Consider the following 26,825-nt stretch of genomic DNA (forward strand, 5'->3'; position numbering starts at 1 on the left):
TTAATGAAACCTACTTTTCATCTATTGGGAGAAGATTGCCGGCAGTTGGCGAACCGGAGGGAGGAAGAAACATTGAAGAGGGGTAAACTGCTCCTATGGAGTATTTTGTGCATCATTTTCCTTGTGAATGGATCTGTTGTCTTTGGCGATGTGGTATTTCCCAGTCCTACCAGGGCGTTTTATGTGGGGGACTTTGCCGGGATATTGTCCGATGAGGTAGAAAACTTTGTGATCCATACCAATCGAAATTATGAAAAAACGGAGGAAAAGCCTCAGGTTGTGGTGGTCACAGTACCCAGTCTGCAAGGCTTGGATGTGGAGTCCTACGCCGTTAGACTCTTTGAACAATGGAAAATAGGCAATCAAAAGTATGACAATGGTGTGTTGCTCCTTTTGGCCCTGGAGGACCGAAAGGTCAGAATTGAAGTAGGTTATGGCTTAGAAGGCGCCATTCCCGACGGACTGGCAGGGGAAATTTTAGATACTGTGAAAGGAGATTTATCGGACGGAAACTATTCCGAAGGATTAAAATATGCCTTTTATCTGATCAGCCAGGCGGTAAACCGGGAATACAATTTTGAAGATCGTGGAATCTTTGGTGAGGGATATGATCCCAACATGGAAAAGCCGCTGCAAAGCTATGATGACGAGGGTGGAGTTACTCTGCCGCCCATATTCAAGATTGCAGGGATTTTATTGATTTTGCTTCTTCTCTGGATGGACTATTATTTTTTGGGCGGATTCTTTACGGGATTGCTTCTGAGGGGATTTTTCCATGGAGGTCGAGGTGGCCGCGGCGGTGGGGGCGGATTTGGCGGTGGAAGCTCCGGCGGCGGAGGACGTTCCGGCGGTGGTGGAAGCAGCCGGGGTTTTTAGGAGGAATAATGCCGTAATACGGCGAAGGAATGGAACAGGATATGAGGATTTTATGTCAAAAATAATGAAAATAAAAGGATAAATCATATAAGACCAAAAACCGTAAAGGGCAAACCTGTTGAAAGGCAGGGATGCAAAGCCAAGGTTCTAAAGCATTTGCTATGATAGCCGGGCTGTCGAAGTTAAGGTTTAGACTAACCCTATGTTTTTTTCAGCATGGGGTTTTTTATTGCAATGATATCTGACAAGGGAGTGGGATGATTGGTACCGTTGCCTATGATGTAAAATTTTTTCCAACAAGTCATACTAGGATATATTACATAATTCAAAAAACAAAAATGGTTGTTTAGGATGATTTTCTCTAAGATTTCTGAAGCTGTGCTCCAAAATCATAAACTCTTCTTATATGTAGATAAAACCCGATAAAAATATCCTTTAAAAACCAATTGACAACAATAATCATTATATTATAATATTGATATGCATTATCAATTATAAGGAGGTTTTGTATGTTCTCTCAAAATCTAAAAAGCATTTCAATTTTTCTTGTTGTACTTTTAATTTGCAGCACTTTTTCTTTTATGATTCCTGCCATGGGATGGGCAGAGGATAGCATACCGCCCGGACCCCCGAACAAGTCAAAATGCCTTATTGTTCAAGGGCCTGCTGGCAAAGTCTATTACAAACAAGAGTTTAGTTTTGTTGTACTTATAAGAGACAGCAATGAAATTCCCATTGCAGGATTAACAGATACTATTTCTGTTGATAAAGGTACTTTGGCAGGAGTGGAAGATCATGGGGATGGTACATATACCATAACTGTAAAACCCCTTCAAGTCAAAGACAAGGAAACCTTTAAAGTTCGCGTTGGCGGTCAAGATATGGTAGAACTGAAAGATGTAAAAGTAAACATTCCCGATGGATATATGATGCCAAATGGAAGCAAGACCACCATCATCCCTCCGGAAGAGCCTGTATTTGTAAATCAAAGTTTTAGTTTTACTGTTATATTTAGGGATGCTAGCAATGGAATTATTTCTAATATTCCTGTGGAAGATGTGACTCTAAATAAAGGGATACTAGAGAACGTTGAGCAAAATCCGGAGGGCTATTATATAATAACTGCAAAGCATCATGAAGCAAAATCAGAAGAATCCTTTAAAGTTAGAGCCTTTGGTGCGGATATTAAAGAACTGAAGTTAAAGGTAAATGCTGTAGAAGGACCAGGCATACCAAGCAAGGAGAAAAGCAGAATTCTTGAAAGGCCGCAAGGAGATGTGTTTCAAAATCAAGATTTTTATTTTACGGTAGAGTTTCAGGATATCCATGGTAATCTGATTGATGATCTAGATTTATCCTTGATCACTCTCAACAAAGGGACTCTTGTTGACAAACAGAATCTAGGAAACGGTGTGTATGGATTAACGGCGAGACATAATGAAGCAAAGGAAAAAGAAAGTTTTAAAGTGAGATACAATGGTGTTGACATTGTAGAGTTAAAAGATTTGCCTATTTATGCACCATTGGAAGCAGGTGTGCCCCACATAGGAAAAAGTCTTGTCCATTTACCTGCCAATCCAGTAGTAGCCCATGAGGTTTTTAGTTTTTCTGTAGAGATTTTAGATGGCTATGGAAATCCTGTGACAGGTTTGAGCAGTCAGATTACATTGGATAAAGCCTCTTTGATTCAAGTAACAGAGGCAGATGGAAAGTATGTTATAGAAGCAAAATATACTGGAGATAAAGATAAGGAAACTTTCAAAATATTGCTCAATAACAAAGAATTCAAAGAATTAAAGGACGTAAAAATATATCCGTCTTTCGAAACTGGGATAGCCCATGGGTATTACAGCACAGCCAGAATTCTTTCTCAAGGAGATATTTTTGCAAATGAAAATTTCCAGATATCCCTTGAATTGAAGGACGGGTTTGGCAATTCTTTAGTAGGGGCAGCCGATAAAATCAGCTTAAATAAAGGAACATTGGCAGCCATCCATGAGGAGAGTCAAGGAATTTACATACTGACGGTTCGACTTCCTCAGGCAAAGGCAGATGAATCTCTAAAAATCCGATACAGCGGAAAAGATTTCTTGGAAATAAAGCCTATCGTTGTAAAAGCACCGGAAGGAGTAATATTGCCTCAAAAAGAAAACTGCATTGTCACATGGCCTAATGGCGATGTCATTGCAGATAAGGATTTTGTATTTACAATCACGGTGAGGGATGCAAATGGAAATAGTATCACTGGCATTCCAGCGAATCAAATCGCATTAAATAAAGGAGAACTTGTGAAAGTCGAAGAAACAGGGAATGGAGAATATAGATTGACTGCCAGGTATAGTCAGGCGGTCAAGGTAAGTTTCAAAGTTTTTGTCTATGGTACGGATATTGGTGAAATCAAAGATGTTATTGTAGGAATAGGAGAGATTCCTGCGACAGATGGTTTGAAAAATGGTGAATTTGAAGGAATAGGATATGGCTTCGGAGGGCCTCTGAAAGTAAAAGTCATTATAGAGAATCATGCCATAAAAGAAATTATGGTGTTGTCCCATCATGAGTCCAAGGACAGGGGAGCTGTCATGACGGCCCTTTCTGCCATACCCCAAAAAATTATTAGCAGTAAAAGCCTTCAGGTAGATGTGGTTTCAGGAGCTACCTACACCAGCAATGGAATCATTCTTGCTGTCAGTCGTGCCCTTGCCTCCGCAAAGGGTGAGCCCATATCGCCATTGCCGCCGGTTTCTTATCCAGATACGGTTTCAGGGGCGACAAGAACTGAAAGCGGAGGAAGCCCAAATACGGGAACAACAGCAGAAAATACACAAAAAATAGAAAAAAATGACAAATCGATCCTTCGAATAAAAGACATTCCTTTGGAGAAAAAAGGGAATCAACAGATGGCGAAACTTACGCTGGATGTTCTCCATAAGGCCTTAGAGGAAAAAGAAAATATTCAAAAAATAGAGATCGTAATTTCCCAAAAATCAGACAATCTTGCGCTGAACATAGATGGAGAAAGTCTGAGGGAATTGAAAGAAAAAGATATGTCTATTGCAGTGATTTTTGATGGGGGAAGCTACACAATTCCTTCAAAATTCAGTGCATTGGATGCAATAAAAGATCAGGGAGATTTCAAAGGGCTGGTTCTAAAAGTGGAAAAAGCAGAGGATTTTGCAGGCACCATTTCCAATGGGAAAATGCTGGTACAACCTGTGAAATTTACTATTGAGGCGGACTTCGGAGAAAGCACTATGCCAATTCGTAATTTTGGACGGCAGTTTATTGAGAGAAGATTGATTATCCCTCATTCAATAAATGTAAAAAGGACAACAGGCGTTGTGTTTGAGGATGGAATCTGGCATGCTGTACCTACGAGCTTTTTGATGGAAGGAGAGAACACAGTAGCCGTTATCAAAAGAAATTCCAATAGCATTTATGGGGTAGCTGAATTTGAAAAAACTTTTGCGGATGTGGAAAAACATTGGAGCAGAGAAGTTGTAGAATTGCTAGCTTCCAAAAATATCATCAGCGGGATGGGCGGAAATTTTATGCCGGAAGGTTTTGTAACAAGGGCACAATTTGTAACGATGTTGGTGAAAGGCTTGGGTCTGAAGACATTTACAGAAAAAGAGATTTCCTTTAAGGATGTAGAAGCAAACAGCTGGTATGAAAACTATATCCATACAGCCGTTGCCTTTGGACTGGCAAAAGGCTACCCGGACAATACATTCCAACCAAATCGGGAAATTACTAGAGAAGAAATGCTTGTTATGGCAATAAATGCCATGAACCTGGTGAATGGCCTGGACAATAGAGCTGATCATGCTCAGCTACCGCAACAAGGGAAGACGTTACAATGGAAAGATGGAGAATACGAAGGGGCAGGAAAGGGACCCAATGGGGGAGTAAAAGTAAAAGTAAAAATACTGCAAGACAGGATTGAATCTATTGATATACTGGAGAACCATGATTCACCGGCCATAGGCGGGGTAGCAGCTCAAAAAATGGCTGAAAGTGTTATCAAACATCAAAGGGCAGATGTGGATGTGATCACCGGGGCAACGGTGACCAGCCAAAGTTTTAAGGAAGCTGTGGCCCAAGCATTAGAAAATGCTGCAATGCATAAAGACAAAAATGATAAAGGAACGAAGCAAGAAAATAACTTTGCTGATCTTTCGATGGCTGTATTTATCGATGGAAAGAAAATCAGCGATTGGGCGAAAGAAGCGGTCTCCTTTGCTGTCCAGCACAAGATCATAAGCGGATATGAAGATAATGCCTTTCGGCCTAGAAATACTTCAAAAAGATCAGAGGCTGCTGTTGTAATAAAAAATGTACTCCAAACCCTCGATTTTATTTCTGATAAAATCTAAAAGGGCCTTTACAGTTAAGAGATATGCATTGATGATTCAATAGGTATTTTGACAGGGACATGCATTTTGCTGTCCCCCTTTTTTTCTAATATTTGGATATGCGTTATATGTTTGAGGATATAAAGATTTTTTAAAAGCACTTGACAGTAGGCATATAAACAAATATAATGATAATGAATATCATTACAAAATGAGAGGTGAGATTATTTGAATCTATACCGTAATCGTCTTTTGTCAATTTTATTGACGATGGGACTTTTTCTTCTTCCGGCATGTACTTCTCTGAAAAATTCCAGTCAGGAATCTTTTGATCAGGGGAAAAATCAGGAAGCTTCTTACAATAATCAAGATGAGGAATCGAAGATTGAAGAAACTGCAGAAAAGGAAGAAGAAAAAACAAAAACACCAGATATTCAAAAGGAAGAGAAATCTACACAGACAAAGGAGGAGACAACAGCAAAAAAAGAAACTTCCTACGAAAAGCCGTCAACGATATCTGAAAAAAAGGAAAATATTCCTTCAAATACTGAAAAAAACAAGTCGCCGGTAGTCAGTACAAATCCGTCCGTGGAAAATCAATTGGGGGAAAAAACCCCCCAAGAGGAAGCTCCTAAACAAGCAGCTCCTGTACCTATCTATCAGGATGGGATATATAAGGGTTCTGCTGCGGGGCTAGGAGGGAATATGGAAGTCCAGGTGGCAGTAGCAGATGGAAAAATTGCAGCAATTGAAGTGTTGTCCCATGGAGATACAGAAAACTTGGCTAAAAATGTTTTTCGTCTTCTTTCCAAAGAAATGATTTCAAAACAAAATCCCAACGTAGACGTAGTGGCAGGAGCTACGAAAACTTCTGAAGCCTTTATGAATGCAGTAAAAAATGCATTGAAAAATGCATTAAAATAAAAAAAATAGCATAGGAGGAAATAAGATATGAAAAAAATCGTGATATCCCTTATACTGATTTTAGCCATGCTTTCCAATGTTGCTATGGCTCTGGAATCCACTTATAGTACTTTTGATGCTTCCATACTGCAAAATGCTTTTCCTCATACGGTATCGAAAGATGGAAAATTAATTGTAGAGGGGAAACTAACGGCTACAGATTATGCGTCAATTTTATTCGCTCTATCCAATATACAGGATAACAATGAAAATATAAAAAACAGGATTGCAAATACATATACCAGTTATATCCTTACATCGGAATTTCTTTTTCTAAAACCGGATGGCAGTGTGCTGCCCGCCTATGACCATAAAGATGGAAAATTTGTTCCCAATACAAAACTTGATATAGCATCCGTAGCTCAATTTAGTGCAGCTTTTTATGATGCCCTTCAAAATAGGGATAAATTCAATGCTAACCCTTGGTATACAGAGACAAGTCAACAAAAGGCCTTAAAGCATGCCCAAAGCACTTCAAAATATGTGCTGGGCCACTTATATGAATCAGGAAAGTTCTATAATGAGCCTTCAAAGGCAACGATAGATATAAAGTCTATGGGGAATGGCCTGTTGGCATTCAATGCTTTATGGAATTTGGAAAAGGATACAGCCCACCGACAACATTATATTGCTGTTTCCAAAGAAATTTATGATTTTATGGCAGCCTCATGGAATGGAGCTTATGGGGTATATGCCTTTGACGGAAACAGCGATAAGGTGAAGTTTGACTTAAGGGACTTTGGTTTATTCCTATGGGGTTCCAAAGAATTAGCCCAAATCTTGGCTGAGGGCGGATATGGATACGAAGCTTTGGAAATCATGAAAAACACTCACAAAATGCTTACAACTGCCTTGGTAAAGGATGTTACATATAAACCGGAAGGGATTGTAAGGGAAATTCAGATTGATAAAGGTGTTGCTCAAGCTACAAAGGATGAGATCAATACCGGAAGATTGTATACCTTCCTATATGGCCTTGAAAAGTGGAATGAAAGTCCTTTTGCAACATTGATAGGCATTCGAAATCAAAATATTCATTTCATAAAAGATATGGTAATCTATTCTATCAGAAACCATATGGATGATTATGGATTAATCCATGACACTAAATTTTCTGATGTTTCTGTGAAAAACGGGGCAAAAGAAACACCTTATCTGGCATGGTATATGGTTGCGGCAGATTATGTACTGGAAAATTATACGAAGTTTTTGACAGATGCCGAATATGCATTGATTGAAAAATCTATTCAGCAAAACTATGATTTTCTGATGAATTCTATTTATATGTCCGGAAAAAAACTAAATGCTATGTCGGGCTTTTGATGGTAAAGAAAAAGCTTCACAAGAAAATTTTTATACCTCTTGGTTATTGAATGATAACCAAGAGGTTTCTTCATAGATAGGTAGAAAATTATCAATAGAAATAACTTTATCGTTCTGGTTATGTATTGCAATAAAATCTTCCCAGCAAAAGTTTATTAGAAAGTATCCTGCTGATTAATATATTGAAAAAATAATTGTGGTATAATATTTTGGAGATTGTAGGAAAGGAAGTATTAGAATGATACGGGTAAATGAAATAAAGATGTCTTTGCATGAGGATATAGGTCAGATTCAGGAAAAGGTTGCTAGGAAGTTGAGAATAAGGCCCGAGGAAATTATAGAGTGCCATATTTTCCGGGAATCCATCGATGCTCGGAAAAGAAATCAGGTCCATTTTGTGTATACGGTGGATGTAGTTCTAAAAAATGAAGAAAAGATACTGGAAAAACATAAGGATGTCAGCAGGAGCCCTGATTTTCAGTATAAGGATGTGCCCCATGGGAGACAACCTTTAAAACATAGACCCGTTGTCATAGGAATGGGACCGGCGGGACTCTTTGCAGGACTCCTATTGGCCCAACGGGGCTATCGTCCCATTCTGTTGGAGAGGGGGCAGGATGTAGATACTCGGACCGAGGATGTAAAAAGGTTCTGGGAAGGGGGGAGGCTCAATCCGGAATCTAATGTACAGTTTGGAGAAGGGGGAGCAGGTACTTTTTCTGACGGCAAACTGACCACAAGAATTAAGGATATTCGTGTGAGAAAGGTCTTGGAAGAGTTTGTGGCAGCCGGGGCTCCCAAGGAGATTCTTTATTCTTATAAACCCCATATTGGAACGGATATTTTAAAAACCGTAGTCAAAAACATGAGAAAGGCTATCGAAAGTTTTGGGGGAGAAGTATGGTTTGGAAGCAAGGTGACAGATTTATATATAAGGAGCAGTGCACTGGCGGGTATTCAGATCAATGGGGCGGAGAAAATGGAAGCCAATGCAGTGATATTGGCGGTAGGACACAGTGCACGGGATACCTATGAGATGCTTTATGAAAGAGGGGTGAAAATCCGACAGAAGCCCTTTTCCATTGGTGTAAGAATTGAACATCCCCAAGACCTTGTGAATGAATCACAATATAAGGGATTTGCAGGGCACTCACGATTGGGTGCTGCTGATTATCGATTGACCTATCAAAGCAGAACCGGCAGGGCTGTATATACTTTTTGCATGTGTCCTGGGGGAATGGTAGTTGCTGCAGCTTCTGAGGAAAACACCGTTGTTACCAACGGTATGAGTGAATATGCAAGAAATCGCGAAAATGCCAACAGTGCCCTCTTGGTACAGGTAAATACGGAGGATTTTGACAGTGATCATCCTTTGGCAGGAGTAGATTTTCAACGGAAATGGGAAAAGGCGGCCTTTGCATTGGGAGGGAGCAATGATCATGCTCCCTGCCAGCTGGTGGGAGATTTTCTACAAAATCGTCCCTCTATAAAGATAGGAAAGGTGAAACCTTCTTATTTGCCCGGAGTGACACCGACGGATCTTAGGAAATGTCTTCCTGATTTTGTGGCAGAAGCCATAGAGGAAGCCCTGCCGGAGATGGATAAAAGGCTGCGAGGTTTTGCCATGGGAGATGCTTTAATGACCGGTGTAGAAACTAGAAGTTCAGCGCCCATAAGGATTGAAAGGGATGAGGAAACCATGGAGAGTTTGACAGTAAAGGGACTTTATCCCGTGGGAGAGGGAGCCGGTTATGCTGGAGGAATTGTTTCTGCCGCCGTAGACGGAATCAAGGCAGCGGAGAAGATCATTGGAGCCTATGCACCAATGGAAAGGGGGTAAGATAATGAAAATTGCTGTCATTGATGGACAAGGAGGAGGTATCGGAAAGTATATTATAGAAAGAATTCGCAAAATCATGGAGCAAGATATCTATATATTGGCCTTAGGAACCAATGCTTTGGCTACTTCAGCAATGATGAAGGCAGGGGCCAATCAGGGGGCAACGGGGGAAAGTGCCATTTGCTTTAATTGCATGCACGGCGACTTATCCTTGATTATCGGTTGTCTATCGATTATGTTTCCCAATGCCATGTTAGGAGAAATGACACCAAAGGCAGCTGAGGCCATAGGGTTAAGTAAGGCAAAGAAGTTGCTTTTGCCCCTTACCCAAGAAAATGTTGTATTGATGGGATCCACAAAAGAACCGCTGCCCCATCTGATAGAGGAAATGATTCAAGAAATGAAAAGGGAAATGGAAGGAGATCTGTAATGTGTGAAGCAAATGTATATATAGACAGGAACGGACAGGAGAAACTATTTATGGAACAGGCGAATATTATCATTTTCCATAAAGACGGCACGCTGTTTATTGAGAATATTTTTGGAGAGCGAAAGACTATTGCCGCAAGAGTCAAAGAAATGAAATTGGTGGAACATAAGATCATCTTAGAAGAATCATGGTAGTTCTTTTTTCTTTTTTTCGATGATTTCTTGAATCCTAGAAATATAAGATAGTCCTGTCATCATTCCTTTTTGATATAGTTCTTTCGCCTTAGAAAAATCAATAGGACTGAAACCTTTCATGGAGAGGTTGATCACCAAATCTGCTTGGGAGGTTTCTTTTGCTACCACTTTCTGTTGCATGATAAAAAGGGATTTTAAAATGGTCTCAAGGCTGTTGCTCGGAAGCCAGTCCTCCAAGGAAGGAACGAGATTGACGGCAATGGTAATATCCGGATTGAAACCTTTGACTGCATGGACCGGTACATTACTGACAACGCCTCCATCCACCAGGGTGCGATTGTTTATATGGATAGGATGGAAAATACCCGGAATGGCTGTCGAGGCCCGGATGGCTGTAGAAAGCTTTCCGGAATGCAGTATAATCTCTTCTCCCGTCAGTAGGTCGGTGGCAACGGCGACAAAGGGAATTTTCAGATCTTCAAAGGTTTTATTCCCGATGAGGTTGCAGATAAAAAATTCCATGGGTTCGTTGGACAATATTCCTCCCAAGGGAAGGGAAAGCTTGGATAGATTCTTCCATTGGGTAGAAATGGCCAGTTCATAAAGTTTTTGAAGGGGTATACCGGCGGCATATAGACCTCCTACCAATGCGCCGATGCTGGTGCCGCTCATATAGTGGACAGGTATATGGTGATTTTCCAAGACCTTTAGAATACCGATATGGGAGATGCCCCATACGGCACCGCCTCCCAGCGCCAGGGCAATGGTAGGGTGAGTTTTCTGTGGCAGAGAGACAGTTTTTTTCTTAAAAAAAGCGGGAAACGGATGGAAAAGGCTGTGCAGGGATGATTTTAATCTTTTTCCCATAGGTAATAAGCCCCCTTTCGCAGATAGCATATTTCTTCTTTACATAATATATATGTGATCATCACAAACTTTCATACTAGAGAAATCTGGAGCAAGCATGGGATCGCCATAGGGACCATATAAAATTCAAAGGTTTTTCTGATATATACTCTATTCGCTGTAGAGCACCATTTCCCTTCCTTAGAAAATTTGCCCATATCTTCACGATTCAAGAGTCCTAGGCATAATATATAGTGAAATCGTGAAAGTGCTGTATGACGATATATTGGAGGGGTTCCATGGAAGGGAATAATTTGGTAAAGATAGAAAACCATGAGAGGGGAAAGCATCCCTTGGCAAATATGATCTCCAGTTTGACATCTGGCAACATATGGTTGCCCATTGTTTTATTTATTATGTTGAACAGGGAAGGAACTATGAAATTTAGTTCAGATGATTTATATCGTGCGGGAGAAATCCTGAAAACAGCAAGGCCTTATTTTGGGGACAAACATAGGGAGGTGCTTGCCAAAACAGAAAATATTGTAGATATCATCCATTCTTTGAATCGATATGCAAAGGGAGAGTATAGATCAGAAGGAGGATTCGGCAAATCCTATCATAATGTGGCGAATAAGCCCATAAAAGTGATGGAGGCCATACGACCTTATATGCGAGGAAAGGGAAGAGAAAATATCGATAAGCTGTTGACATTGAACGACAGGGTGAATCGGCTGAGAAACAGGGATCCGAGGAATAGAAATATTGCAGAGGATTTTGAGTACATGACCGACATACTGGAAATACTAAAGGCAGACAAGGGGAGAGAAGTGAGGAATGTTTTAAATAAGGTACACAAGATGATGGAAATATTGAGGAAGTAAAGGCTTCTGTCTTTTCAGGAGCCTTTATTTTCTATGAAAAATGATAAACTACCTACGGAAATCTCTGCAAGGGGAATCGGCATCATATATAGGAAAATGAGTAAAAGGCGATGAATTTGGATATATTTAATACAATAAACAAAGGGAGGAGAACAAGGATGGAGAACTATATCAAGGATGAAGTGAAAGGGATCAGAGAAACGGCATATCCAATAAATCCGCTAATTTTAAATCGATGGTCTCCCAGGGCTATTTCAGAAGAAGAGATCACGGAGAAGGAATTGTTTACCTTATTGGAAGCAGCTCGTTGGGCTCCTTCTTGTTATAATGAACAGCCATGGCGGTTTATTTTGGCTCGAAAAAAAGAAGACCGGGAGAGATTTTATGAATTTTTGACGGAAAGCAACCGCATATGGGCGGAAAAGGCACCAGTCCTGATTGCATGGATATCCAAGACAAACTTTACTGAAAACGGCAAGGTAAATCGATGGCATGGCTTTGATGCAGGAACTGCTTGGGGCTATTTGTCCTTAGAAGGGGAAAGACAAGGTTTGCTGGTCCATGCCATGGGGGGATTTAGCGTCAAGAAAGCAAAGGAAATATTAGGTTTGGATGACGACCATGATATTTTTGCGATTATTGCTGTAGGAAAAAGGGGAAAAAAGGAAATGTTACCCATAGAACTGCAGGAAAGGGAGAAGCCATCTGGTAGAAAGCCCTTAGATGAGCTTGTGTTCGAAGGCAGTTTTCAAAACAAATAGATACATAATTTTTTAAAAAATGAAAGCTTGTCTGCTATTGACAAAAAAGCGGGAGTAAGTTAAAATAAAAATGTACCCCCTATACAGGGGGGAGGGGATTGAAAGGAGGAATATTCATGCATATAACGATTACTCAGAAGGCACAGGAGATGATCAAACAACAGTTGAAGGATAAAAACATGGAAGAAAAATTTTTGAGGATTGTGGTGAAAGCTTTTGGCTGAGGAGGTCCAGTTTTTGGTATAACTCTGGAAGAGTTTAAGAACGAAGAAGATTACAGTGAAGAGATTAACGGCATCAGAATAATTGCTGAGAGGGACTTGCTGAAACAGTATCATGGATTTCAGATTGATTATTCAGATGGATGGTTCAGCAAAGGCTTTCGGATTATTCCGGAGGGGGGAGGGTCTTCCTGCTAATGGAAAAAAAGATGACAGAAAGGGGTGACCATATGTCCGGAAGCAAATCCCATCAATCATGGTCATGGATATTGATGGTTTTGTTTATCACCTTATCCATCGTAGATATACGTTTTGGCTTGTTAGGATTTATCTGCATGGGAGCACCGATTTACCATGCCTTCAGAGGCAGGGGCAAAATTCATTGTTCCAAATACTGTCCAAGGGGGTCTATTTTAGGAAAATTTTTACAGAATATCAGTATGGCGCATAATTTACCGAAATCTCTGAAAGGGAAAAATGTAAAGAACGGTCTCTTAATTCTCATGATGACGATGTTTGGCATATCTTTATATCATGCTTTTCAGGCATCCAATGTCATCAAGGCTGTAGGATTTGGGCTTTTTCGATTGATGATGGCTTCTTTGGCCCTTGGGGTGATCATGGGCGTGATATTTAAGCCCCGAAGCTGGTGCCAGGTATGCCCGATGGGGTATGCGACAGGCTTGATAAAAGAAGCCCAAGATAGAAAAAGGATGGAAAAGATGGAAAAAGACGTGGGGAATGGGAAAAAGGTGGCATGATCGCTAGGACATAAAAGAATCAGGAAATGAAGTCCATAGGAAAATATATTCATAAATGAAGGTAAAATAAAGGAGGAGATATTATGAATAAAAATGTAACGATCTATTCCAGTGATACCTGTGTTTACTGCCATTATGCAAAGGAGTTTTTTAAGAAAAGGGGAATTTCCTATGTAGAGAAGAATGTTTCAAGGGATATGGCAGCACGCAAAGAATTAATGACTCAGGGTTTCATGGGAGTTCCTGTGATCAAGATCGGAGATGAAATTGTTCAAGGTTTTGATCAGGAAAGATTAGAACAACTGCTGGGTTAAAAACATGATGGGAAAAGAGCTGTGATTCTAAGGAATCATAGCTTTTTTTGCTTTGCAGGGAAATGCAAGTTTAAAATCATGCAGAATGGTACATACTGATATAGGTAATACATATGAGAAAAAAGACAATATAGAAAAATATCATGAGGTTGGGGGAGAGATACAATGACAGCTCGCGTTGGTATACCCAGGGGATTGCTATATTATTATTATGGACCCCTGTGGACCAAATTTTTCAAATGTCTTGATGCGGAAGTGATAATTTCTGCACCTACTAACAAAAAAATTGTTGAGATGGGAGTCAAAAATACAGTAGATGAAGCCTGTTTGCCTGTAAAAGTATACCATGGGCATGTCATGGATTTAGTAGATCGGAAGGTAGACTATATCTTTCTGCCTAGGCTGATGAGTGTGTACAGAAATGAATATATATGCCCTAAGTTCTGTGGATTGCCGGAAATGGTGAATCACTCCATAAAAAAATTACCAATCATGATTCAGCCTACCATAGATTTTCGGAAATCAAAAAAAGATTTATCAAAAATTGTATGGGAGGTAGGAAGCTATTTCACAAAGGATATAAGAAAAATTGAAGGAGCTTTCCAGGAAGCTTTAAAAAATTATTATCGATACAAGGAAGCATTGGGGAAGGGATGGTTGCCCATCGATATGCTGAAAGGGGATAGAGACCAGTCCATGCATCAGAATATCTGCCATCGGGATAAAGTTGCCCTTCTTGGACACCCCTATAATCTTTATGATGCCTATATCAGTATGAATATCATTGAAAAGTTAAGGAGTCATCAACTGGATGTACTCACACCTGAATGTATGGACAAAATTGTCATCAATCAAAAGGCTGCCACCATGGATAAAAAAATGTTCTGGAGTTTTGGGAGGAAAATTATTGGCACCGCCCTTCATGTCATGGAGCAGGAAGAGGTCCGTGGAATTATCTATCTATCTTCCTTTGGATGTGGCTTGGATTCTGTGATTGCAGATATTGTAGAACGGAGAATAAGAAGACATTCCAATAAACCCTTTGCGCTGCTGACGCTGGATGAGCATACGGGGGAAGCCGGGATGGATACCAGAATAGAAGCCTTTGTAGATATGATCAAATGGAGGAGAAATCATGAAAATTACTTTTCCACACATGGGCAATACATACATACCCATTAAAGCGTTATTTGATGATTTAGGGGTAGAAACCGTTGTACCTCCGAAATGCAGCAAAAAAACTTTAGAGTTGGGGACAAAATATGCACCGGAATTGATCTGCCTGCCCTTGAAAATTAACTTAGGAAATTACATAGAGAGCATAGAGAAAGGAGCCGATACCATTGCCATTGTAGGAAGTTGTGGACCCTGCAGATTTGGATATTATTCAGAGGTACAAAAAGAAATATTAAGGGATTTGGGATACAATGTGGAAATTGTAGTTCTTGAAATACCCGAAGGAGATATAGTTGAATTTTGTAATCGCATAGGAAAGATTACCAATACGAAAAATCCTATTAAGATTATGAAATGCTTTGCAAATGCCATGAAAGTATTAAGGAAGATCAATGGTTTTGAGGAAAAAGTATTAAGATTAAGACCCTATGAAGTAAACAAAGGAGATATTGATGAACTATACCATCAACTTGTGAAAAAACTAGAAGATAGCACGGGATCAAAGGCGATGATACATCATATGGATTGGGCTATGGGTCGATTGCAAGAGGTTCCCCTAGACCGTAAAAGGGATGTTTTAAAAGTAGGGATTGTAGGGGAGATTTATACTGTTATTGATGATTTTTCTAATTTAGATATTGGAAAGAAGTTGAACGATATGGGCGTAGAAGTCCATAAGTCTTTGAGTGCAGGAGAATGGATGACGGATGTTATTTATTATCGAAGCATTGGTACTAGCCGTGAAAGACGTATTTGGGATGCAGCAGAACCTTATGTGCAAGTATGTATCGGCGGCCATGGGAGAGAGACCATCGGCAATACGGTACGATACGCAGAGGAAGGTTATGATGGCGTCATTCAGTTGATGCCCTTTACCTGCATGCCCGAAATTGTTTCCATGAGCATCATGCCGAAGGTGCAAGAGGAAAAAAATATTCCGGTTTTGTCCCTGATGATTGATGAGATGACGGGGGAAGCAGGGTATCAGACCAGGCTGGAGGCTTATATCGATCTTTTAAGGAATAGAAGAGAGAAAAACAAAAGCAAAAAAAGTAACTGAGCAAGGACGGCGTTTTCAAAATTTTATATCCTCAGCATATCATTGACAGAATCAGAAGCAAATATCCTTATCCTATAAGACATCCTTTTTGTCTGTCATCCCTGAAAGAAACCTATGAAGGGATCGGAAAAATTGCCGAGGTCAAAGTATTGGACGTAATCTTCATAGGGATAAATCAAGGTGCTAAGAAAATTTCTTTGGGCCGGAGAAGATAAACCGAGGGCTGAATGGTGTCGGAGGAGTACTCCTAAGAATATCACCCGAAGTGGTATAATTGATTTACCCTGCCAAAGGGGAGACGCCAGTACCAAAGGAATTTTGGAGACGAGGATTGTAACAGAAAAACGATGGAGGCTCGAAAAGGACTCCATCGTTTTTTTGGTTTGTTTCATTGATTAAGAAACGGGCTTGTGGTAGATTAAATCGGTATAAAGGATACTGTTATAGAATTCGTAACGTACTCCGGATAAGGTGTATTTCTGTTTTTCTCTAAAGGCCAGGGACGCAAAATTGGGCGTAGGACTGATAATGGTTTCGGCAAAAATATCTTGGATGCCTTTTTTCTTTAAATCCTTCATCAATTGTTTATAAAGAATGCTGCCAATCCCCTTCCCTGTCAAATTTGAAAGAATGGCAGTTTTGTCAATGACAATGAAATTGTCTATTTTTTTCTTATCGAAATCAGGACACCAATAGGTATCTTCTATCCAATTGGGATTATATTTTAACCATTGTTCTTTTGTATAAGCCATGAGGAAACCGACGATGCCAGAGGCCTCAGCTACATAGAAATGATCCAATTCCAGTATCCTTTCCATAAAAAATTTCTGATAATATTTTGGTTTTGCAGTATAGTCATCCATTAAAAAACCGGCATAGGATTCTTTGGTTTTAGAGCCTACAGAACAAGCTACGCGGTATATGGCAGACAAATCCTTCGAAGTAGCCTTCCGAACTTGAATAGTGTCAATACCCGGAAGGATGGCACCTCTCTCTAATCCTTGATAAACATTCATTGCATCCATAAATCTTCATCCTCCTTTTTGATTTGATTTTTTCATGACTAAGGAAAATGAGCATATGGAGATCCATAACCACATCTTCCTCTTTCCACGCTTACGAGGTTAGCTGACGGATTCGGATCGAAAGAAGATGACCCTACTCTGAAAAGAGATTCACCCCAAAAGAATGGTTCCCCCGCTTCTTACTTCGTAAGAATTCAGCGCATTGTTTGATCACAGAGTCAATAGGGAGCCTAAAAGATGCAAAAGTGAGGGATTACAAGATATGCAAAAATTAGGAAATGAGGAAGGATGAAAAAGAAAAACTATGGAGATTTCACCATAGTTGGTTTATTGGGATAATGAGAATAAAAAACCAAACGTGTCAACGTAATCATTATCACGCAATCAATCTCCTCTTTCCACGCTTACGAGGTTAGCTGACGGATTCGGATCGAAAGAAGATGACCCTACTCTGAAAAGAGATTCACCCCAAAAGAATGGTTCCCCCGCTTCTTGTTTTGTAAGAACTCAGCGCTCCAAATTGACTATAAAATTGTGAATTCAGATGATATTTAAAGATTATTATATCATATAGAAAGGGTGCTGTAAACATATAGAAATAAAAAAATTAGAAAAAGTTTATAGTTTATATTTGGTGATTTCCTCGCAGTAGCTGCATTTATACTCTAAAGTTTTTTCCGAAACCAGATGGAATGTAGGTTTTACATAATCGTCAAAATTCGTGATGCATCTGGGATTATGACAGGAAAAAATGCCTTTTACCTTTTTGGGAATTTCTACTTTCTTTTTGCTGACGATTTTGTTGTCTTCGATGACATTCACGGTGATATGATGGTCGATTAAGCCTAAAAAATCTAAATCAATGTCAATATTGTTTTCTATTTTGATGATATCTTTTCTACCCATTTGTTTGCTGGATACATTCATCAGCAGAACAACAGGGTAGTCGACGCGATCCAACATAAGTTTGTTAAATATTTTCAAGCCATTGCCGGAAGAAATATGATCTAAAACAATTCCTTTTCTTATGCTTGTTACCTCTAACATGTCACATCCACCCCCAATAATTTTGTGATTAAAGCCATTCTTACATATACACCGAACTCTGCCTGTTTGAAGTATACAGCTCTAGGATCATCATCTACGTCATAGGCAATTTCATTTACCCTAGGCAGCGGATGCATGACAATCATATCTTTTTTGGCATGTTGCAATTTGCTCTGACTTAATAGATAGCTATCTTTTAATCTTGCATAATCTGCTTCATTGAAAAATCTTTCTCTTTGGATCCTTGTCATGTATAGAATATCAATTTCTCCAATAACATCCTCAATGTAGCGAACTTCCTGAAGTTCTATCCCAAAGTTTTCCGTTAAGGTTCTTTTTAATGAGTCAGGCAGCGTCAGCTCTTCAGGAGAGATTAAGATAAATTTTTTTGTATTGTATCTTGCTAGGGTGCGAATGAGGGAGTGGACAGTTCTTCCAAATTTTAAATCCCCACAAAAAGCCACCGTATGATTTTCAATGGTTCTTTTATACATTTTAATAGTGAGTAAGTCTGTCAGGGTTTGGGTCGGATGCTGATGGCCTCCATCCCCCCCGTTGATGATGGGGATAGACGCGTAGAGGGAAGCCAATTTTGGCGCCCCTTCCTTCGGGTGGCGCATAACGGCAATATCGGCATAGGCTGACATGCATCGAATAGTATCGGCAATGCTTTCGCCCTTAGACACGGAGCTGGTATTGGCATCGCTGAAGCCGATAATATTGCCACCCAGTCTTAACATGGCTGTTTCAAAGCTGAATCTTGTTCGCGTACTTGGCTCATAGAAAAGGGTGGCCAGGATCTTTCCTTTACAGACGGCTGCATATTTTTCTGGGGCTTCGTACATTTTCTTGCCCAATTCCACAACTTCGTTTAGCTCTTCGATGGTAAAATCTTCTGGTTCGATGAGATGTCTTACTGGTTTCCTGTTCATTTTTTCTCCTCCTTTTTAGTCTCTCTGGACCAATTTAAAGGTATATAAAAGCCTTTTTTCCATGAGGAAAAAAGGCATGACAAAACAACAATATATTCTGCTGTATATAACCTTTTTAACCTCACGGGGTTAATTTAAAGGAACATTCATTTTCTTAAGCCTATCATAGAAAACATGGGATGTCAATGAGAAAACGTTAAAAATATTTTGGTTGACAATGATAAAAGCAATATGATAACATGAAACAAAACAAATAGAAATGCCTTTAAATTGGTCCTGTGAGGCCGGTAAGGATGGAATATGGAGTGAAAAGGATACGATGAATCCGTATCTGTCTTTTGTCATAGGTATATTGCAACCTTCTGTCTCCGGCAGAAGGTTTTTTTATGGGGAAAAGGAGGCGTATGATGATTGTAATCAAAGGTGGTAGAGTCATTGATCCCCCAAAGGGAATAGACCGGGTTGCCGATATATTGATTCTGGATGGAAAAATCAGCATGATTGCGGAAAATATCCATGCAGAGCAGGCCAGGATTATTGACGCACGAAATAAAATTGTGGCACCGGGGTTTATTGATATGCATGTGCATCTAAGGGAGCCGGGCTTTGAATATAAAGAAACGATTCGTACAGGTACCATGAGTGCAGCCGTAGGGGGATTTACAACTGTAGCTTGTATGCCCAACACACAGCCTGCTATCCATTCCAAGGAGATCGTTGCCTATATCCGGGACAAGGCGGAGGCGGAAGCAATTGTCAACGTGCTGATCATTGGCAGTATTACAGAGGATATTGCAGGAAAAAAACTGACGGATATAGGGGAATTGGTAAAAAGTGGAATCGTGGCCATATCCGATGATGGAAAGACGCCTATGGATATGGAGATTATGGAGAGGGCCTTTGCGGAGGCAAGAAGATATGGAATTCTTCTGATTGATCATTGTGAGGATCATCAGCTGACCCAAGGGGGGAGTGTCAATGAAGGGAATGCCAGCAAAAGGACCGGGCTGAAAGGAATTCCCAGTGTGGCGGAATGGAAAATAGTGAAAAGAGATATTGCCCTTGCGAAAAAATATGATGCCTGCCTGCATATAGCCCATGTAAGTACAAAGGAGTCCGTTGAACTGATTCGCAGGGCCAAGGGAAAGGGAATAAAGGTCACCTGTGAAGTTGCACCCCATCACTTTACCCTGACCGATGAAATTGTCACAAGGGAAAATACCTATACAAAGGTAAATCCTCCCCTCCGGGGACAAGCAGATGTGGAAGCCGTAATTCAAGGTTTAAGGGACGGAACAATTGATATGATTGCTACGGATCATGCCCCTCATGATGAGGGAAGCAAAAGGGTAGACTATGAAAGGGCGGCCTTTGGCATTAGCGGATTAGAAACGGCCTTTGCCATCGCCTATACAGAGCTGGTACGGAAGGGAAGATTAACCCTTCACCAACTCATCGATAAAATGAGTTGCAAACCGGCAACTATTCTCGGCCTTGACAAAGGAACCTTGGTAGTGGGCAGTGTGGCGGATTTGGTAATTTTGGATTTGGAAGAAGAAGGGGTGATTGATGCCTGCAGATTTGTGTCCAAGGGAAAAAATACGCCTTTTCATGGCAGGAAAGTATTTGGAAAAGTGTTGTATACGCTGGTAGGAGGAAAAGTTGTCGTGGAGAAAGGAGAGATTGTATGTTTATCGATCGATTGATTCGGCAGATTCAAGAAAAGAAGAGCAATGTGGTGGTGGGATTAGATCCCAGACTGGAAATGATACCAAAATTTATTCGGGAAAAGCATTATGGGCTCTATGGAAAAAACCTACGGGCTGCTGCAGAGGCCCTATGGGAATTTAACCGAGAAATCATTGAATCAGTATACGATATTGTCCCAGCAGTAAAGCCCCAAATTGCTTTTTATGAACAGTATGGACTCGAGGGCTTGGAAGCATATCAAAGAACCTGCAATCTGGCGAAGGAGAAGGGGCTATTGGTGATCGGAGACATCAAGCGAGGGGATATTGGTACGACCTCAAAGGCTTATGCCGATGCCCATCTAGGCATGGTCCAGGTGGAAGATGAAAAATTGGAGGCCTTTTCCGTGGATGCCGTTACGGTGAATCCTTATTTGGGAGATGATTGTCTGAAGGAATTTATAGGAGACATTCAAACGTACCAAAAGGGAATGTTTGTTCTTGTAAAAACTTCTAACCCTACCTCTGGCCAACTGCAGGACCTGGAGTCGGGAGGAATGAAAATTTATGAAATTGTTGCCCAGATGGTGAATCGATGGAGCAAAGAAACCTTAGGGGAATATGGATATGCATCGGTGGGAGCCGTGGTGGCAGCTACCTATCCTGAGCAAGCCAGAACCCTCCGCATGCTTATGCCTGCATCCTATTTCCTGGTGCCGGGCTATGGAGCCCAAGGAGGAACTGCAAAAGACATCTTGGATTGTTTTGACGAAAAGGGACTGGGTGCCATCATCAACTCTTCAAGGGATATTTTATATGCTTATCGGAAAAATCCCAAGGAATATGGGGAAGAAGATTTCGGGAAAGCTGCAAGGGCAGAGACTTCCAGGATGCGAGAAGAAATCAATGATGCTTTGGATGAAAATGGAAAAAAGTACTGGTAAGGAGGGATAGGATGCAAGAACGTAAAATATGCCAAATTATTGAAACACAATGCATTGGACCAGATGTTTATAAAATTGTGATAGAGAAGCCCCAAGGATGGGAAAATATTCGACCAGGTCAGTTTTTTCATATCCGGGCCGGAGAAGATTGGTATCCCCTATTGCGAAGACCTATCAGCGTGTGTGAGATTCAAGGGATCGGCATCAGCTTTGTGGTGAGAAAATCCGGAAAAGGTACGGAATTGCTGTGTAGCAGGAAACCAGGAGAATCATTGGATTTGCTGGGGCCCTTGGGAAATGGCTTTACCATAGAAGGGGAAAAGGTCATCCTGGTCGGTGGAGGCATCGGGACTGCACCATTGCTGGAATTGTGCAGAATATTTAAAGACAAGGACGTGACCGTACTTTTGGGCTTTAGAGCAGAACCCTATCTTGTGGAAGTATTCCAAAGGTATAGCCATCATGTGAAAGTGGCTACGGAAGATGGAAGTGTAGGATACAAAGGCTATGTGACGACGTTGTTGGAGGAAGAATTAGCAAAGAGAAGTATGGATATGATTTATGCCTGCGGTCCGGAAGTAATGTTAAAAGAAGTACAGAGGATAAGCAGAAGATATGGCGTCAAATCTCAATTGGCCATGGAAGAGAGGATGGCATGCGGAGTAGGGGCATGTCTGGTATGCAGTTGCAAAGTAAAGGCGGGAGAGGGCTGGGACTATGTAAGAACCTGTAAAGAAGGCCCTGTATTTTCCGGAGATGAGGTGATGTTTGATGAGTAAAATAGACATGTCTGTAGATTTGAACGGATTGGTGCTTCAAAATCCCATTACTGTGGCATCAGGGACCTTCGGTTTTGGAAGGGAATATGGAGAATATGTGGATTTAAACCGTTTGGGCGCCATCATGGTAAAGGGTTTGACATTGGAAGAAAGAAAAGGAAATCCTACGCCGAGGGTAGCCGAAACCCCCATGGGAATGCTTAACAGTGTGGGATTGCAAAACCCGGGGGTAGAAGCTTTTATTAAGGAAGAACTGCCTTACTTATCTCAATTTCATACAAAGATCATCGCCAATATTAACGGAAATACCATCGAGGAATATTGCAGACTGGCGGAAAGGCTTTCTGATACGGCGGTAGATGCCTTGGAACTCAACATATCCTGTCCCAATGTAAAGGAAGGAGGCGTGGCCTTTGGGAGAGATCCGGAGATGGTCCATAGGGTGACAAGGTGTGTGCGACAATCTACCCCAAAATATTTGATTGTGAAATTAAGTCCTAATGTAAGGGATATCGGAGAAATTGCCGTAGCAGCAGAAGAAGGCGGGGCAGACTGCATATCTCTCATCAATACGCTGATCGGTATGAGTATAGATATTGAACGGCAAAGACCTGTGTTGGCCCGAGGAATCGGAGGATTGTCAGGCCCGGCCATTAAGCCTGTAGCCCTTAGAATGGTTTACGAAGCAGCAAAGGCAGTGAAGATACCGATCATTGGCATGGGAGGCATTGCAAATGATCAGGATGCCATTGAATTTCTACTGGCAGGAGCCAGTGCTATATCCGTCGGAACGGCCAACTTTATAAATCCCTATGTCACCATGGAAATTTATGATGGAATTGCAGATTATCTTGAGAGAAAAGGGTATCAATCGGTAAAAGATATTATAGGGAAATTGAATTTTTCATAGAGAAAAAAACGATTTGTTGGGAATCATCCCAGCTTGTTTTTTCTTATAACACATAGGAAATGATGCATTTCCATAAACTATGGATAAGCCATAATTTCTGTCATGGTCTTCAACAAAGTCTTCTTTGAAATCTTCCAACGGAAGACTTTCTTATTTAGAGAAGGGGTGCAGGTCAGAATAGTGAGGAAAGTTCCAAGGATTTTTCTACAAGGCCATTACATTACAATATATTTGTTAATGTAACAGCTTCACTTTCCTTTACAATTTGAAACAACTGTTTTAAGACTTCGATCTCCCCTAGGGAAAGGGGTTTATCTTTTTCTTGGACATACTTGCGGGTTCTTGCTAGGGCAAGGTCGATATTGTCTATTTCATGGTGATCTATGATGATGGCCCATCGGTGTCGAATTTGATGCCACTGGGCTTTCATCTCTGAATATTTTTCCATGACCATATCCCATTCCTCCGCTTCTATCTTTCTTTCCAGCAAATTCAGTGATTCGATGAAATTTTCGGCATGGTTGTCCACATGGCGGTAAGAAAGAAACCAGCCGCTAATGATGACTAGGATGGCTATAGAAACACCAATCAATGATCTCATGGCAAAGGGACACCTCCTACTGATTGTCTTTTTTTTGCACATGAAGTTTTCGATTTTCATCAAGAAAGCAAAACAATACATCCTTATAATTATCAATCTGGTACATCTTTAATTGGTCCATCAGCCAATGCTCGCTGCACTGTGCGATTTTCAGATTTTCATAATGAATATGGCCGTCGATAATTAAGGAAACCGGCAGATTTTCATACGCAGGAGTGATATTTAGATCTTCAGCAGTAACAGGTTTTTTATTTGCCTTTGGGATAATACTTAATTCTCCGTTTGTTTCAAGAATGGCGAACTCCACATCTGCAAGGCTGGCATAATCCTTTTCCCGAATTTGTTCCATTAGGTCATTGATATTAATTCGCAAACGTTTTAACTCTTCTGTATTGATTTTTCCCCTATGAACTAGAATGCTGGGCTTCCCGCAAATAATGCGTCTTGCCCATTGGCTTTTCAAATTGATATAGGAGATAATAATCTGTGCAAAAAGTAGGGTGATGATGGCAACCATATTATTTAGAATTGGTCTACCGGTATCTTCTATGGATAAGGCTGCCAATTCAGCGATCATCAGCATAATAACCATTTCATAGGGTTGAAGCTCAGTTAATTCTCCTTTACCCATCAATCGAATGGTGACCAATACAAAGAGATATAGCAATAAGGTTCTGATCAGAATGATAATCATGGAACGGCATCCTTTCCTATTCATTCATTCATCTATTCTATATAAAGTTTGTCTATAGAAGTTTTTTTTATTCCAAAACTATTTGGAAATAAAAAAAGATTATGGACATGGGAGATGTGCTACATAATTTCCATGAATCGAGGAAATAATCATGATGCTGAAAATTCTATTGAAAATACACTCTATTTTATAGTAAGATAGTTATGAGTGAATGACTGGTCAGTCAATTTTGATAATGCCATAAGGAGAGAACAATGAACAATCTACAGAAGCTGAATATGACAGAGGGGAGCATTCGATCCCATTTGATCAAATTTTCCATACCCATATTTATAGGAAATCTGCTTCAGGCTGCCTATAATGTAGTAGATAGTATATGGATCGGCCAATTTTTAGGGGCCGAAGCCTTGGCGGCAGTAACGGTAAGTTTTCCGATTCTATTTGTGCTTATTTCTTTGATTATCGGCTTAACCATGGGAGCTACAATTTTAATTTCCCAATATTTCGGTGCTGAAGAATATGAAAGTTTGAAAAAGACAATCCAGACAACCCTTGCCTTTGTGGGTATATGTGGTATTGCCGTTTCCATTGTGGGGATTCTGTTTAGTGAGTCTATTTTGAAATTTATTAATACACCGGAGAATATTATTCCCATGGCAGTAGACTATTTGATAGTCTTTTCTGCGGGATTGCTGTTTATGTTTGGGTATAATGCCTTGGGTGCTATTTTGAGAGGCTTGGGGGACTCAAAAACACCTCTATTGTTTTTAATTTATGCAACGGTGTTGAATGTTATTTTAGATCCTTTATTCATTTTTGGCATAGGACCTTTCCCAAAAATGGGGGTAAGTGGTGCGGCCCTGGCTACAACCATTGCCCAGGGGATTTCTTTTGTTTTAGGAATTCGCCATCTGGATAAAATGGATCATATATTTAAGTTTCGGTTCACAGAAATAAAAATAGATTACGATATTCTGAAAAAGTCTATTAAGATTGGCTTGCCTACAGGGATACAACAAACTGTGGTATCCTTGGCCGCCGTGGCGATTACTTCTATCGTAAATATCTTTGGGCCTATTACCGTGGCGGCCTTTGGAGCTGCCATGCGATTTGACAATTTCGCCTTCATGCCGGCCATGGCTATTGGAATCGGAGTTTCCACTTTGGCAGGGCAAAATATAGGAGCCGGCAGAGAAGACCGGGTAAAAGAAACCGCCAAGTGGGGTTGTATTCTTTCCAGTGCGGTGACCGTTCTGATTACCATGATTGTATTGGTATCTCCCGAAATTTTAATGAGACTTTTTACTCGAGATGGGGAGGTAATACGAATTGGTGCAGAATATCTGCGGATTGTTTCTTGGGGATATGTGCCGATTGCCCTTATGTTTGCTTTAAATGGCATACTTCGAGGTGCTGGCGATACCCTTGCATCTATGCTGATTACTATTTGTACCCTATGGATAATCAGAATACCTTTGGCCAAGTTACTATCAGGAACATCCCTTGGGGCAAGGGGGATATGGTTCGCCATGTTGGCCAGCCTTTGTATGAATGCCTTGATCAGCTATGTTTACTATCGAACAGGAAGATGGAAAAACAAGGCGGTTACAGGGAACAGAATGAATATGATGAAATAAAGGACCTGTAGGGGCAGTACCTTTACAGGTTTTTTCTTTTCTTATCAGTTAGGTCTTGTTGAAGTGTTTTTATGATAGGCCTTATGCTGGTTGAAATGTTTGTAGAGTCTAAAATGAACGGGCTACGCCCGATCTTTACTGAGTTCAGGAAACCAAATATTAATCTCCCTCTCCGCTGCGTCTATGCTATCAGAAGCATGAACTATATTTTTTGTCAAATGAAAAGCAAAATCTCCTCTAATGGTGCCAGGCAGTGCCATTGTGGGGGATTTATCTCCATTCATCATGCGAATGATTTCTATAACAGAATCCCCAGCCCATACCATTACCATCATAGGCCCGCAAGACATATACTTAATTAAATCAACTTTCGCACAAAATTGATGTGCGATGAATATTGAAAAATCAATAGTTTTGGGCAATAAAAAAGTCCAAGAAGCCCCCTCTCTGTGATATAATAGAAGTGACAAAACCCCATTAAAATCAACGGTTGGGAGGTTCTTGAACATGTCTATTGTATCACAGAAGATGAAAGCAGAAAATAGGTTTGTACTGACAGTCGATAAC

General features: G+C 40.5%; 26 protein-coding genes and 3 riboswitches. Of the genes, 19 read left to right on the forward strand and 7 right to left on the reverse strand.

Going from position 1 to position 26,825, the window contains the following annotated elements; translation table 11 throughout:
• Positions 1-3 precede the first annotated feature (3 nt).
• The 7 genes from AN619_RS12245 to AN619_RS12275 all read left to right on the forward strand — a co-directional run bounded on the left by AN619_RS12245 (position 4) and on the right by AN619_RS12275 (position 9,978).
• On the forward strand, positions 4-876 hold the full coding sequence (locus AN619_RS12245) for a TPM domain-containing protein (RefSeq protein WP_068557377.1): 873 nt from the start codon (positions 4-6) through the stop codon (positions 874-876).
• A 98-nt stretch (positions 877-974) separates the two neighbouring features.
• A riboswitch (cyclic di-GMP riboswitch) is annotated at positions 975-1,057 on the forward strand.
• Positions 1,058-1,385: 328 nt separating this feature from the next.
• Positions 1,386-5,249 carry an S-layer homology domain-containing protein gene (locus AN619_RS12250; RefSeq protein ID WP_068557380.1) on the forward strand — a complete coding sequence of 1,288 codons (3,864 nt, stop codon included), beginning with the start codon at positions 1,386-1,388 and terminating at the stop codon, positions 5,247-5,249.
• A 207-nt stretch (positions 5,250-5,456) separates the two neighbouring features.
• The gene (locus AN619_RS12255) at positions 5,457-6,152 is read left to right on the forward strand and encodes an FMN-binding protein (RefSeq protein WP_068557382.1); all 696 of its coding nucleotides are present in this window, start codon (positions 5,457-5,459) and stop codon (positions 6,150-6,152) included.
• Positions 6,153-6,179: 27 nt separating this feature from the next.
• On the forward strand, positions 6,180-7,514 hold the full coding sequence (locus AN619_RS12260; RefSeq protein ID WP_068557384.1) for a hypothetical protein: 1,335 nt from the start codon (positions 6,180-6,182) through the stop codon (positions 7,512-7,514).
• Between the two features lie 238 nt (positions 7,515-7,752).
• A complete protein-coding gene (locus AN619_RS12265) occupies positions 7,753-9,354 on the forward strand; it encodes an NAD(P)/FAD-dependent oxidoreductase (protein WP_068557387.1) in 1,602 nt (533 codons plus the stop codon).
• A gap of 4 nt (positions 9,355-9,358) precedes the next feature.
• Entirely contained in the window at positions 9,359-9,784 is a 426-nt protein-coding gene (locus tag AN619_RS12270) for a DUF3842 family protein (protein ID WP_068557388.1), read from the forward strand.
• Positions 9,784-9,978 (forward strand): CooT family nickel-binding protein, encoded by a 195-nt coding sequence (locus AN619_RS12275; RefSeq protein WP_068557391.1) that lies wholly within the window; start codon positions 9,784-9,786, stop codon positions 9,976-9,978. Before AN619_RS12270 ends, AN619_RS12275 begins: the two co-directional genes overlap by 1 nt.
• Here the strand turns inward: AN619_RS12275 and AN619_RS12280 are convergent.
• Complete coding sequence (locus AN619_RS12280; protein WP_068557393.1) at positions 9,970-10,845, reverse strand: patatin-like phospholipase family protein; 876 nt, start codon at positions 10,843-10,845, stop codon at positions 9,970-9,972. The two genes, AN619_RS12275 and AN619_RS12280, sit on opposite strands and share 9 nt — an antisense overlap.
• 278 nt (positions 10,846-11,123) lie before the next feature.
• On the opposite strand from AN619_RS12280, the gene AN619_RS12285 reads away from it, so the two are divergent.
• The 7 genes from AN619_RS12285 (at position 11,124) to AN619_RS12310 (ending at position 16,001) form a co-directional block, all read left to right on the forward strand.
• The gene (locus AN619_RS12285) at positions 11,124-11,708 is read left to right on the forward strand and encodes a hypothetical protein (protein ID WP_068557394.1); all 585 of its coding nucleotides are present in this window, start codon (positions 11,124-11,126) and stop codon (positions 11,706-11,708) included.
• A gap of 158 nt (positions 11,709-11,866) precedes the next feature.
• Positions 11,867-12,469 (forward strand): nitroreductase family protein, encoded by a 603-nt coding sequence (locus AN619_RS12290; RefSeq protein ID WP_068557397.1) that lies wholly within the window; start codon positions 11,867-11,869, stop codon positions 12,467-12,469.
• 116 nt (positions 12,470-12,585) lie between these two features.
• The gene (locus tag AN619_RS16740) at positions 12,586-12,693 is read left to right on the forward strand and encodes an iron-sulfur cluster biosynthesis family protein (RefSeq protein WP_242867398.1); all 108 of its coding nucleotides are present in this window, start codon (positions 12,586-12,588) and stop codon (positions 12,691-12,693) included.
• 194 nt (positions 12,694-12,887) lie between these two features.
• Positions 12,888-13,451 carry a 4Fe-4S binding protein gene (locus AN619_RS12295; protein ID WP_198153306.1) on the forward strand — a complete coding sequence of 188 codons (564 nt, stop codon included), beginning with the start codon at positions 12,888-12,890 and terminating at the stop codon, positions 13,449-13,451.
• Positions 13,452-13,534: 83 nt separating this feature from the next.
• Positions 13,535-13,765 (forward strand): glutaredoxin family protein, encoded by a 231-nt coding sequence (locus tag AN619_RS12300; RefSeq protein ID WP_068557398.1) that lies wholly within the window; start codon positions 13,535-13,537, stop codon positions 13,763-13,765.
• Positions 13,766-13,930: 165 nt separating this feature from the next.
• The gene (locus AN619_RS12305; protein ID WP_068557400.1) at positions 13,931-14,947 is read left to right on the forward strand and encodes an acyl-CoA dehydratase activase-related protein; all 1,017 of its coding nucleotides are present in this window, start codon (positions 13,931-13,933) and stop codon (positions 14,945-14,947) included.
• Positions 14,901-16,001 (forward strand): acyl-CoA dehydratase activase-related protein, encoded by a 1,101-nt coding sequence (locus AN619_RS12310; RefSeq protein ID WP_068557401.1) that lies wholly within the window; start codon positions 14,901-14,903, stop codon positions 15,999-16,001. The genes AN619_RS12305 and AN619_RS12310 overlap by 47 nt, the downstream gene beginning before the upstream one ends.
• A gap of 395 nt (positions 16,002-16,396) precedes the next feature.
• Here AN619_RS12310 and AN619_RS12320 read toward each other — a convergent pair whose 3' ends face one another.
• The 3 genes from AN619_RS12320 to pyrB form a co-directional block, all read right to left on the reverse strand.
• A complete protein-coding gene (locus tag AN619_RS12320) occupies positions 16,397-17,026 on the reverse strand; it encodes a GNAT family N-acetyltransferase (RefSeq protein WP_068557405.1) in 630 nt (209 codons plus the stop codon).
• Positions 17,027-17,100: 74 nt separating this feature from the next.
• Positions 17,101-17,236: riboswitch (cyclic di-AMP (ydaO/yuaA leader) on the reverse strand.
• Positions 17,237-17,413: 177 nt separating this feature from the next.
• A riboswitch (cyclic di-AMP (ydaO/yuaA leader) is annotated at positions 17,414-17,549 on the reverse strand.
• Between the two features lie 95 nt (positions 17,550-17,644).
• Positions 17,645-18,073 carry an aspartate carbamoyltransferase regulatory subunit gene (locus AN619_RS12325; RefSeq protein WP_068557406.1) on the reverse strand — a complete coding sequence of 143 codons (429 nt, stop codon included), beginning with the start codon at positions 18,071-18,073 and terminating at the stop codon, positions 17,645-17,647.
• Positions 18,067-19,005 (reverse strand): aspartate carbamoyltransferase, encoded by a 939-nt coding sequence (gene pyrB / locus AN619_RS12330; RefSeq protein ID WP_068557408.1) that lies wholly within the window; start codon positions 19,003-19,005, stop codon positions 18,067-18,069. Before pyrB ends, AN619_RS12325 begins: the two co-directional genes overlap by 7 nt.
• A gap of 407 nt (positions 19,006-19,412) precedes the next feature.
• Between pyrB and AN619_RS12335 the strand changes: the two genes are divergently transcribed.
• From AN619_RS12335 to AN619_RS12350, 4 genes are read left to right on the forward strand one after another with little or no spacing between them, the layout of a single operon-like run.
• A complete protein-coding gene (locus AN619_RS12335) occupies positions 19,413-20,711 on the forward strand; it encodes a dihydroorotase (protein ID WP_330382085.1) in 1,299 nt (432 codons plus the stop codon).
• Positions 20,693-21,637, forward strand: coding sequence for an orotidine-5'-phosphate decarboxylase (gene pyrF, locus AN619_RS12340; RefSeq protein WP_068557412.1), 945 nt, complete (start codon positions 20,693-20,695; stop codon positions 21,635-21,637). Before AN619_RS12335 ends, pyrF begins: the two co-directional genes overlap by 19 nt.
• Before the next feature lie 11 nt (positions 21,638-21,648).
• A complete protein-coding gene (locus AN619_RS12345) occupies positions 21,649-22,416 on the forward strand; it encodes a dihydroorotate dehydrogenase electron transfer subunit (protein ID WP_068557414.1) in 768 nt (255 codons plus the stop codon).
• Entirely contained in the window at positions 22,409-23,326 is a 918-nt protein-coding gene (locus AN619_RS12350) for a dihydroorotate dehydrogenase (protein ID WP_198153307.1), read from the forward strand. Before AN619_RS12345 ends, AN619_RS12350 begins: the two co-directional genes overlap by 8 nt.
• A gap of 220 nt (positions 23,327-23,546) precedes the next feature.
• Here the strand turns inward: AN619_RS12350 and AN619_RS12355 are convergent, their stop codons facing one another.
• Positions 23,547-23,927, reverse strand: coding sequence for a DUF4363 family protein (locus AN619_RS12355; RefSeq protein ID WP_068557417.1), 381 nt, complete (start codon positions 23,925-23,927; stop codon positions 23,547-23,549).
• A 16-nt stretch (positions 23,928-23,943) separates the two neighbouring features.
• The gene (locus AN619_RS12360) at positions 23,944-24,621 is read right to left on the reverse strand and encodes a DUF421 domain-containing protein (RefSeq protein ID WP_068557419.1); all 678 of its coding nucleotides are present in this window, start codon (positions 24,619-24,621) and stop codon (positions 23,944-23,946) included.
• A 254-nt stretch (positions 24,622-24,875) separates the two neighbouring features.
• On the opposite strand from AN619_RS12360, the gene AN619_RS12365 reads away from it, so the two are divergent.
• The gene (locus tag AN619_RS12365) at positions 24,876-26,258 is read left to right on the forward strand and encodes an MATE family efflux transporter (protein ID WP_068557421.1); all 1,383 of its coding nucleotides are present in this window, start codon (positions 24,876-24,878) and stop codon (positions 26,256-26,258) included.
• A 122-nt stretch (positions 26,259-26,380) separates the two neighbouring features.
• Here AN619_RS12365 and AN619_RS12370 read toward each other — a convergent pair.
• The coding region (locus AN619_RS12370) for a nucleoside-diphosphate kinase (protein ID WP_278279906.1) at positions 26,381-26,825 on the reverse strand (445 nt) is incomplete at its 5' end.

It is taken from the genome of Thermotalea metallivorans, from assembly GCF_001562415.1.
Classification (GTDB): domain Bacteria; phylum Bacillota; class Clostridia; order Peptostreptococcales; family Thermotaleaceae; genus Thermotalea; species Thermotalea metallivorans.

Coding starts and splice junctions, on each gene's coding strand:
- AN619_RS12245 (WP_068557377.1), top strand. CDS start 4: ATGAAACCTACTTTTCATCTATTGGGAGAAGATTGCCGGCAGTTGGCG.
- AN619_RS12250 (WP_068557380.1), top strand. CDS start 1,386: ATGTTCTCTCAAAATCTAAAAAGCATTTCAATTTTTCTTGTTGTACTT.
- AN619_RS12260 (WP_068557384.1), top strand. CDS start 6,180: ATGAAAAAAATCGTGATATCCCTTATACTGATTTTAGCCATGCTTTCC.
- AN619_RS12265 (WP_068557387.1), top strand. CDS start 7,753: ATGATACGGGTAAATGAAATAAAGATGTCTTTGCATGAGGATATAGGT.
- AN619_RS12270 (WP_068557388.1), top strand. CDS start 9,359: ATGAAAATTGCTGTCATTGATGGACAAGGAGGAGGTATCGGAAAGTAT.
- AN619_RS12275 (WP_068557391.1), top strand. CDS start 9,784: ATGTGTGAAGCAAATGTATATATAGACAGGAACGGACAGGAGAAACTA.
- AN619_RS12280 (WP_068557393.1), bottom strand. CDS start 10,845: ATGGGAAAAAGATTAAAATCATCCCTGCACAGCCTTTTCCATCCGTTT.
- AN619_RS12285 (WP_068557394.1), top strand. CDS start 11,124: ATGGAAGGGAATAATTTGGTAAAGATAGAAAACCATGAGAGGGGAAAG.
- AN619_RS12290 (WP_068557397.1), top strand. CDS start 11,867: ATGGAGAACTATATCAAGGATGAAGTGAAAGGGATCAGAGAAACGGCA.
- AN619_RS16740 (WP_242867398.1), top strand. CDS start 12,586: ATGCATATAACGATTACTCAGAAGGCACAGGAGATGATCAAACAACAG.
- AN619_RS12295 (WP_198153306.1), top strand. CDS start 12,888: ATGGAAAAAAAGATGACAGAAAGGGGTGACCATATGTCCGGAAGCAAA.
- AN619_RS12300 (WP_068557398.1), top strand. CDS start 13,535: ATGAATAAAAATGTAACGATCTATTCCAGTGATACCTGTGTTTACTGC.
- AN619_RS12305 (WP_068557400.1), top strand. CDS start 13,931: ATGACAGCTCGCGTTGGTATACCCAGGGGATTGCTATATTATTATTAT.
- AN619_RS12310 (WP_068557401.1), top strand. CDS start 14,901: ATGAAAATTACTTTTCCACACATGGGCAATACATACATACCCATTAAA.
- AN619_RS12320 (WP_068557405.1), bottom strand. CDS start 17,026: ATGGATGCAATGAATGTTTATCAAGGATTAGAGAGAGGTGCCATCCTT.
- AN619_RS12325 (WP_068557406.1), bottom strand. CDS start 18,073: ATGTTAGAGGTAACAAGCATAAGAAAAGGAATTGTTTTAGATCATATT.
- pyrB (WP_068557408.1), bottom strand. CDS start 19,005: ATGAACAGGAAACCAGTAAGACATCTCATCGAACCAGAAGATTTTACC.
- AN619_RS12335 (WP_330382085.1), top strand. CDS start 19,413: ATGATTGTAATCAAAGGTGGTAGAGTCATTGATCCCCCAAAGGGAATA.
- pyrF (WP_068557412.1), top strand. CDS start 20,693: ATGTTTATCGATCGATTGATTCGGCAGATTCAAGAAAAGAAGAGCAAT.
- AN619_RS12345 (WP_068557414.1), top strand. CDS start 21,649: ATGCAAGAACGTAAAATATGCCAAATTATTGAAACACAATGCATTGGA.
- AN619_RS12350 (WP_198153307.1), top strand. CDS start 22,409: ATGAGTAAAATAGACATGTCTGTAGATTTGAACGGATTGGTGCTTCAA.
- AN619_RS12355 (WP_068557417.1), bottom strand. CDS start 23,927: ATGAGATCATTGATTGGTGTTTCTATAGCCATCCTAGTCATCATTAGC.
- AN619_RS12360 (WP_068557419.1), bottom strand. CDS start 24,621: ATGATTATCATTCTGATCAGAACCTTATTGCTATATCTCTTTGTATTG.
- AN619_RS12365 (WP_068557421.1), top strand. CDS start 24,876: ATGAACAATCTACAGAAGCTGAATATGACAGAGGGGAGCATTCGATCC.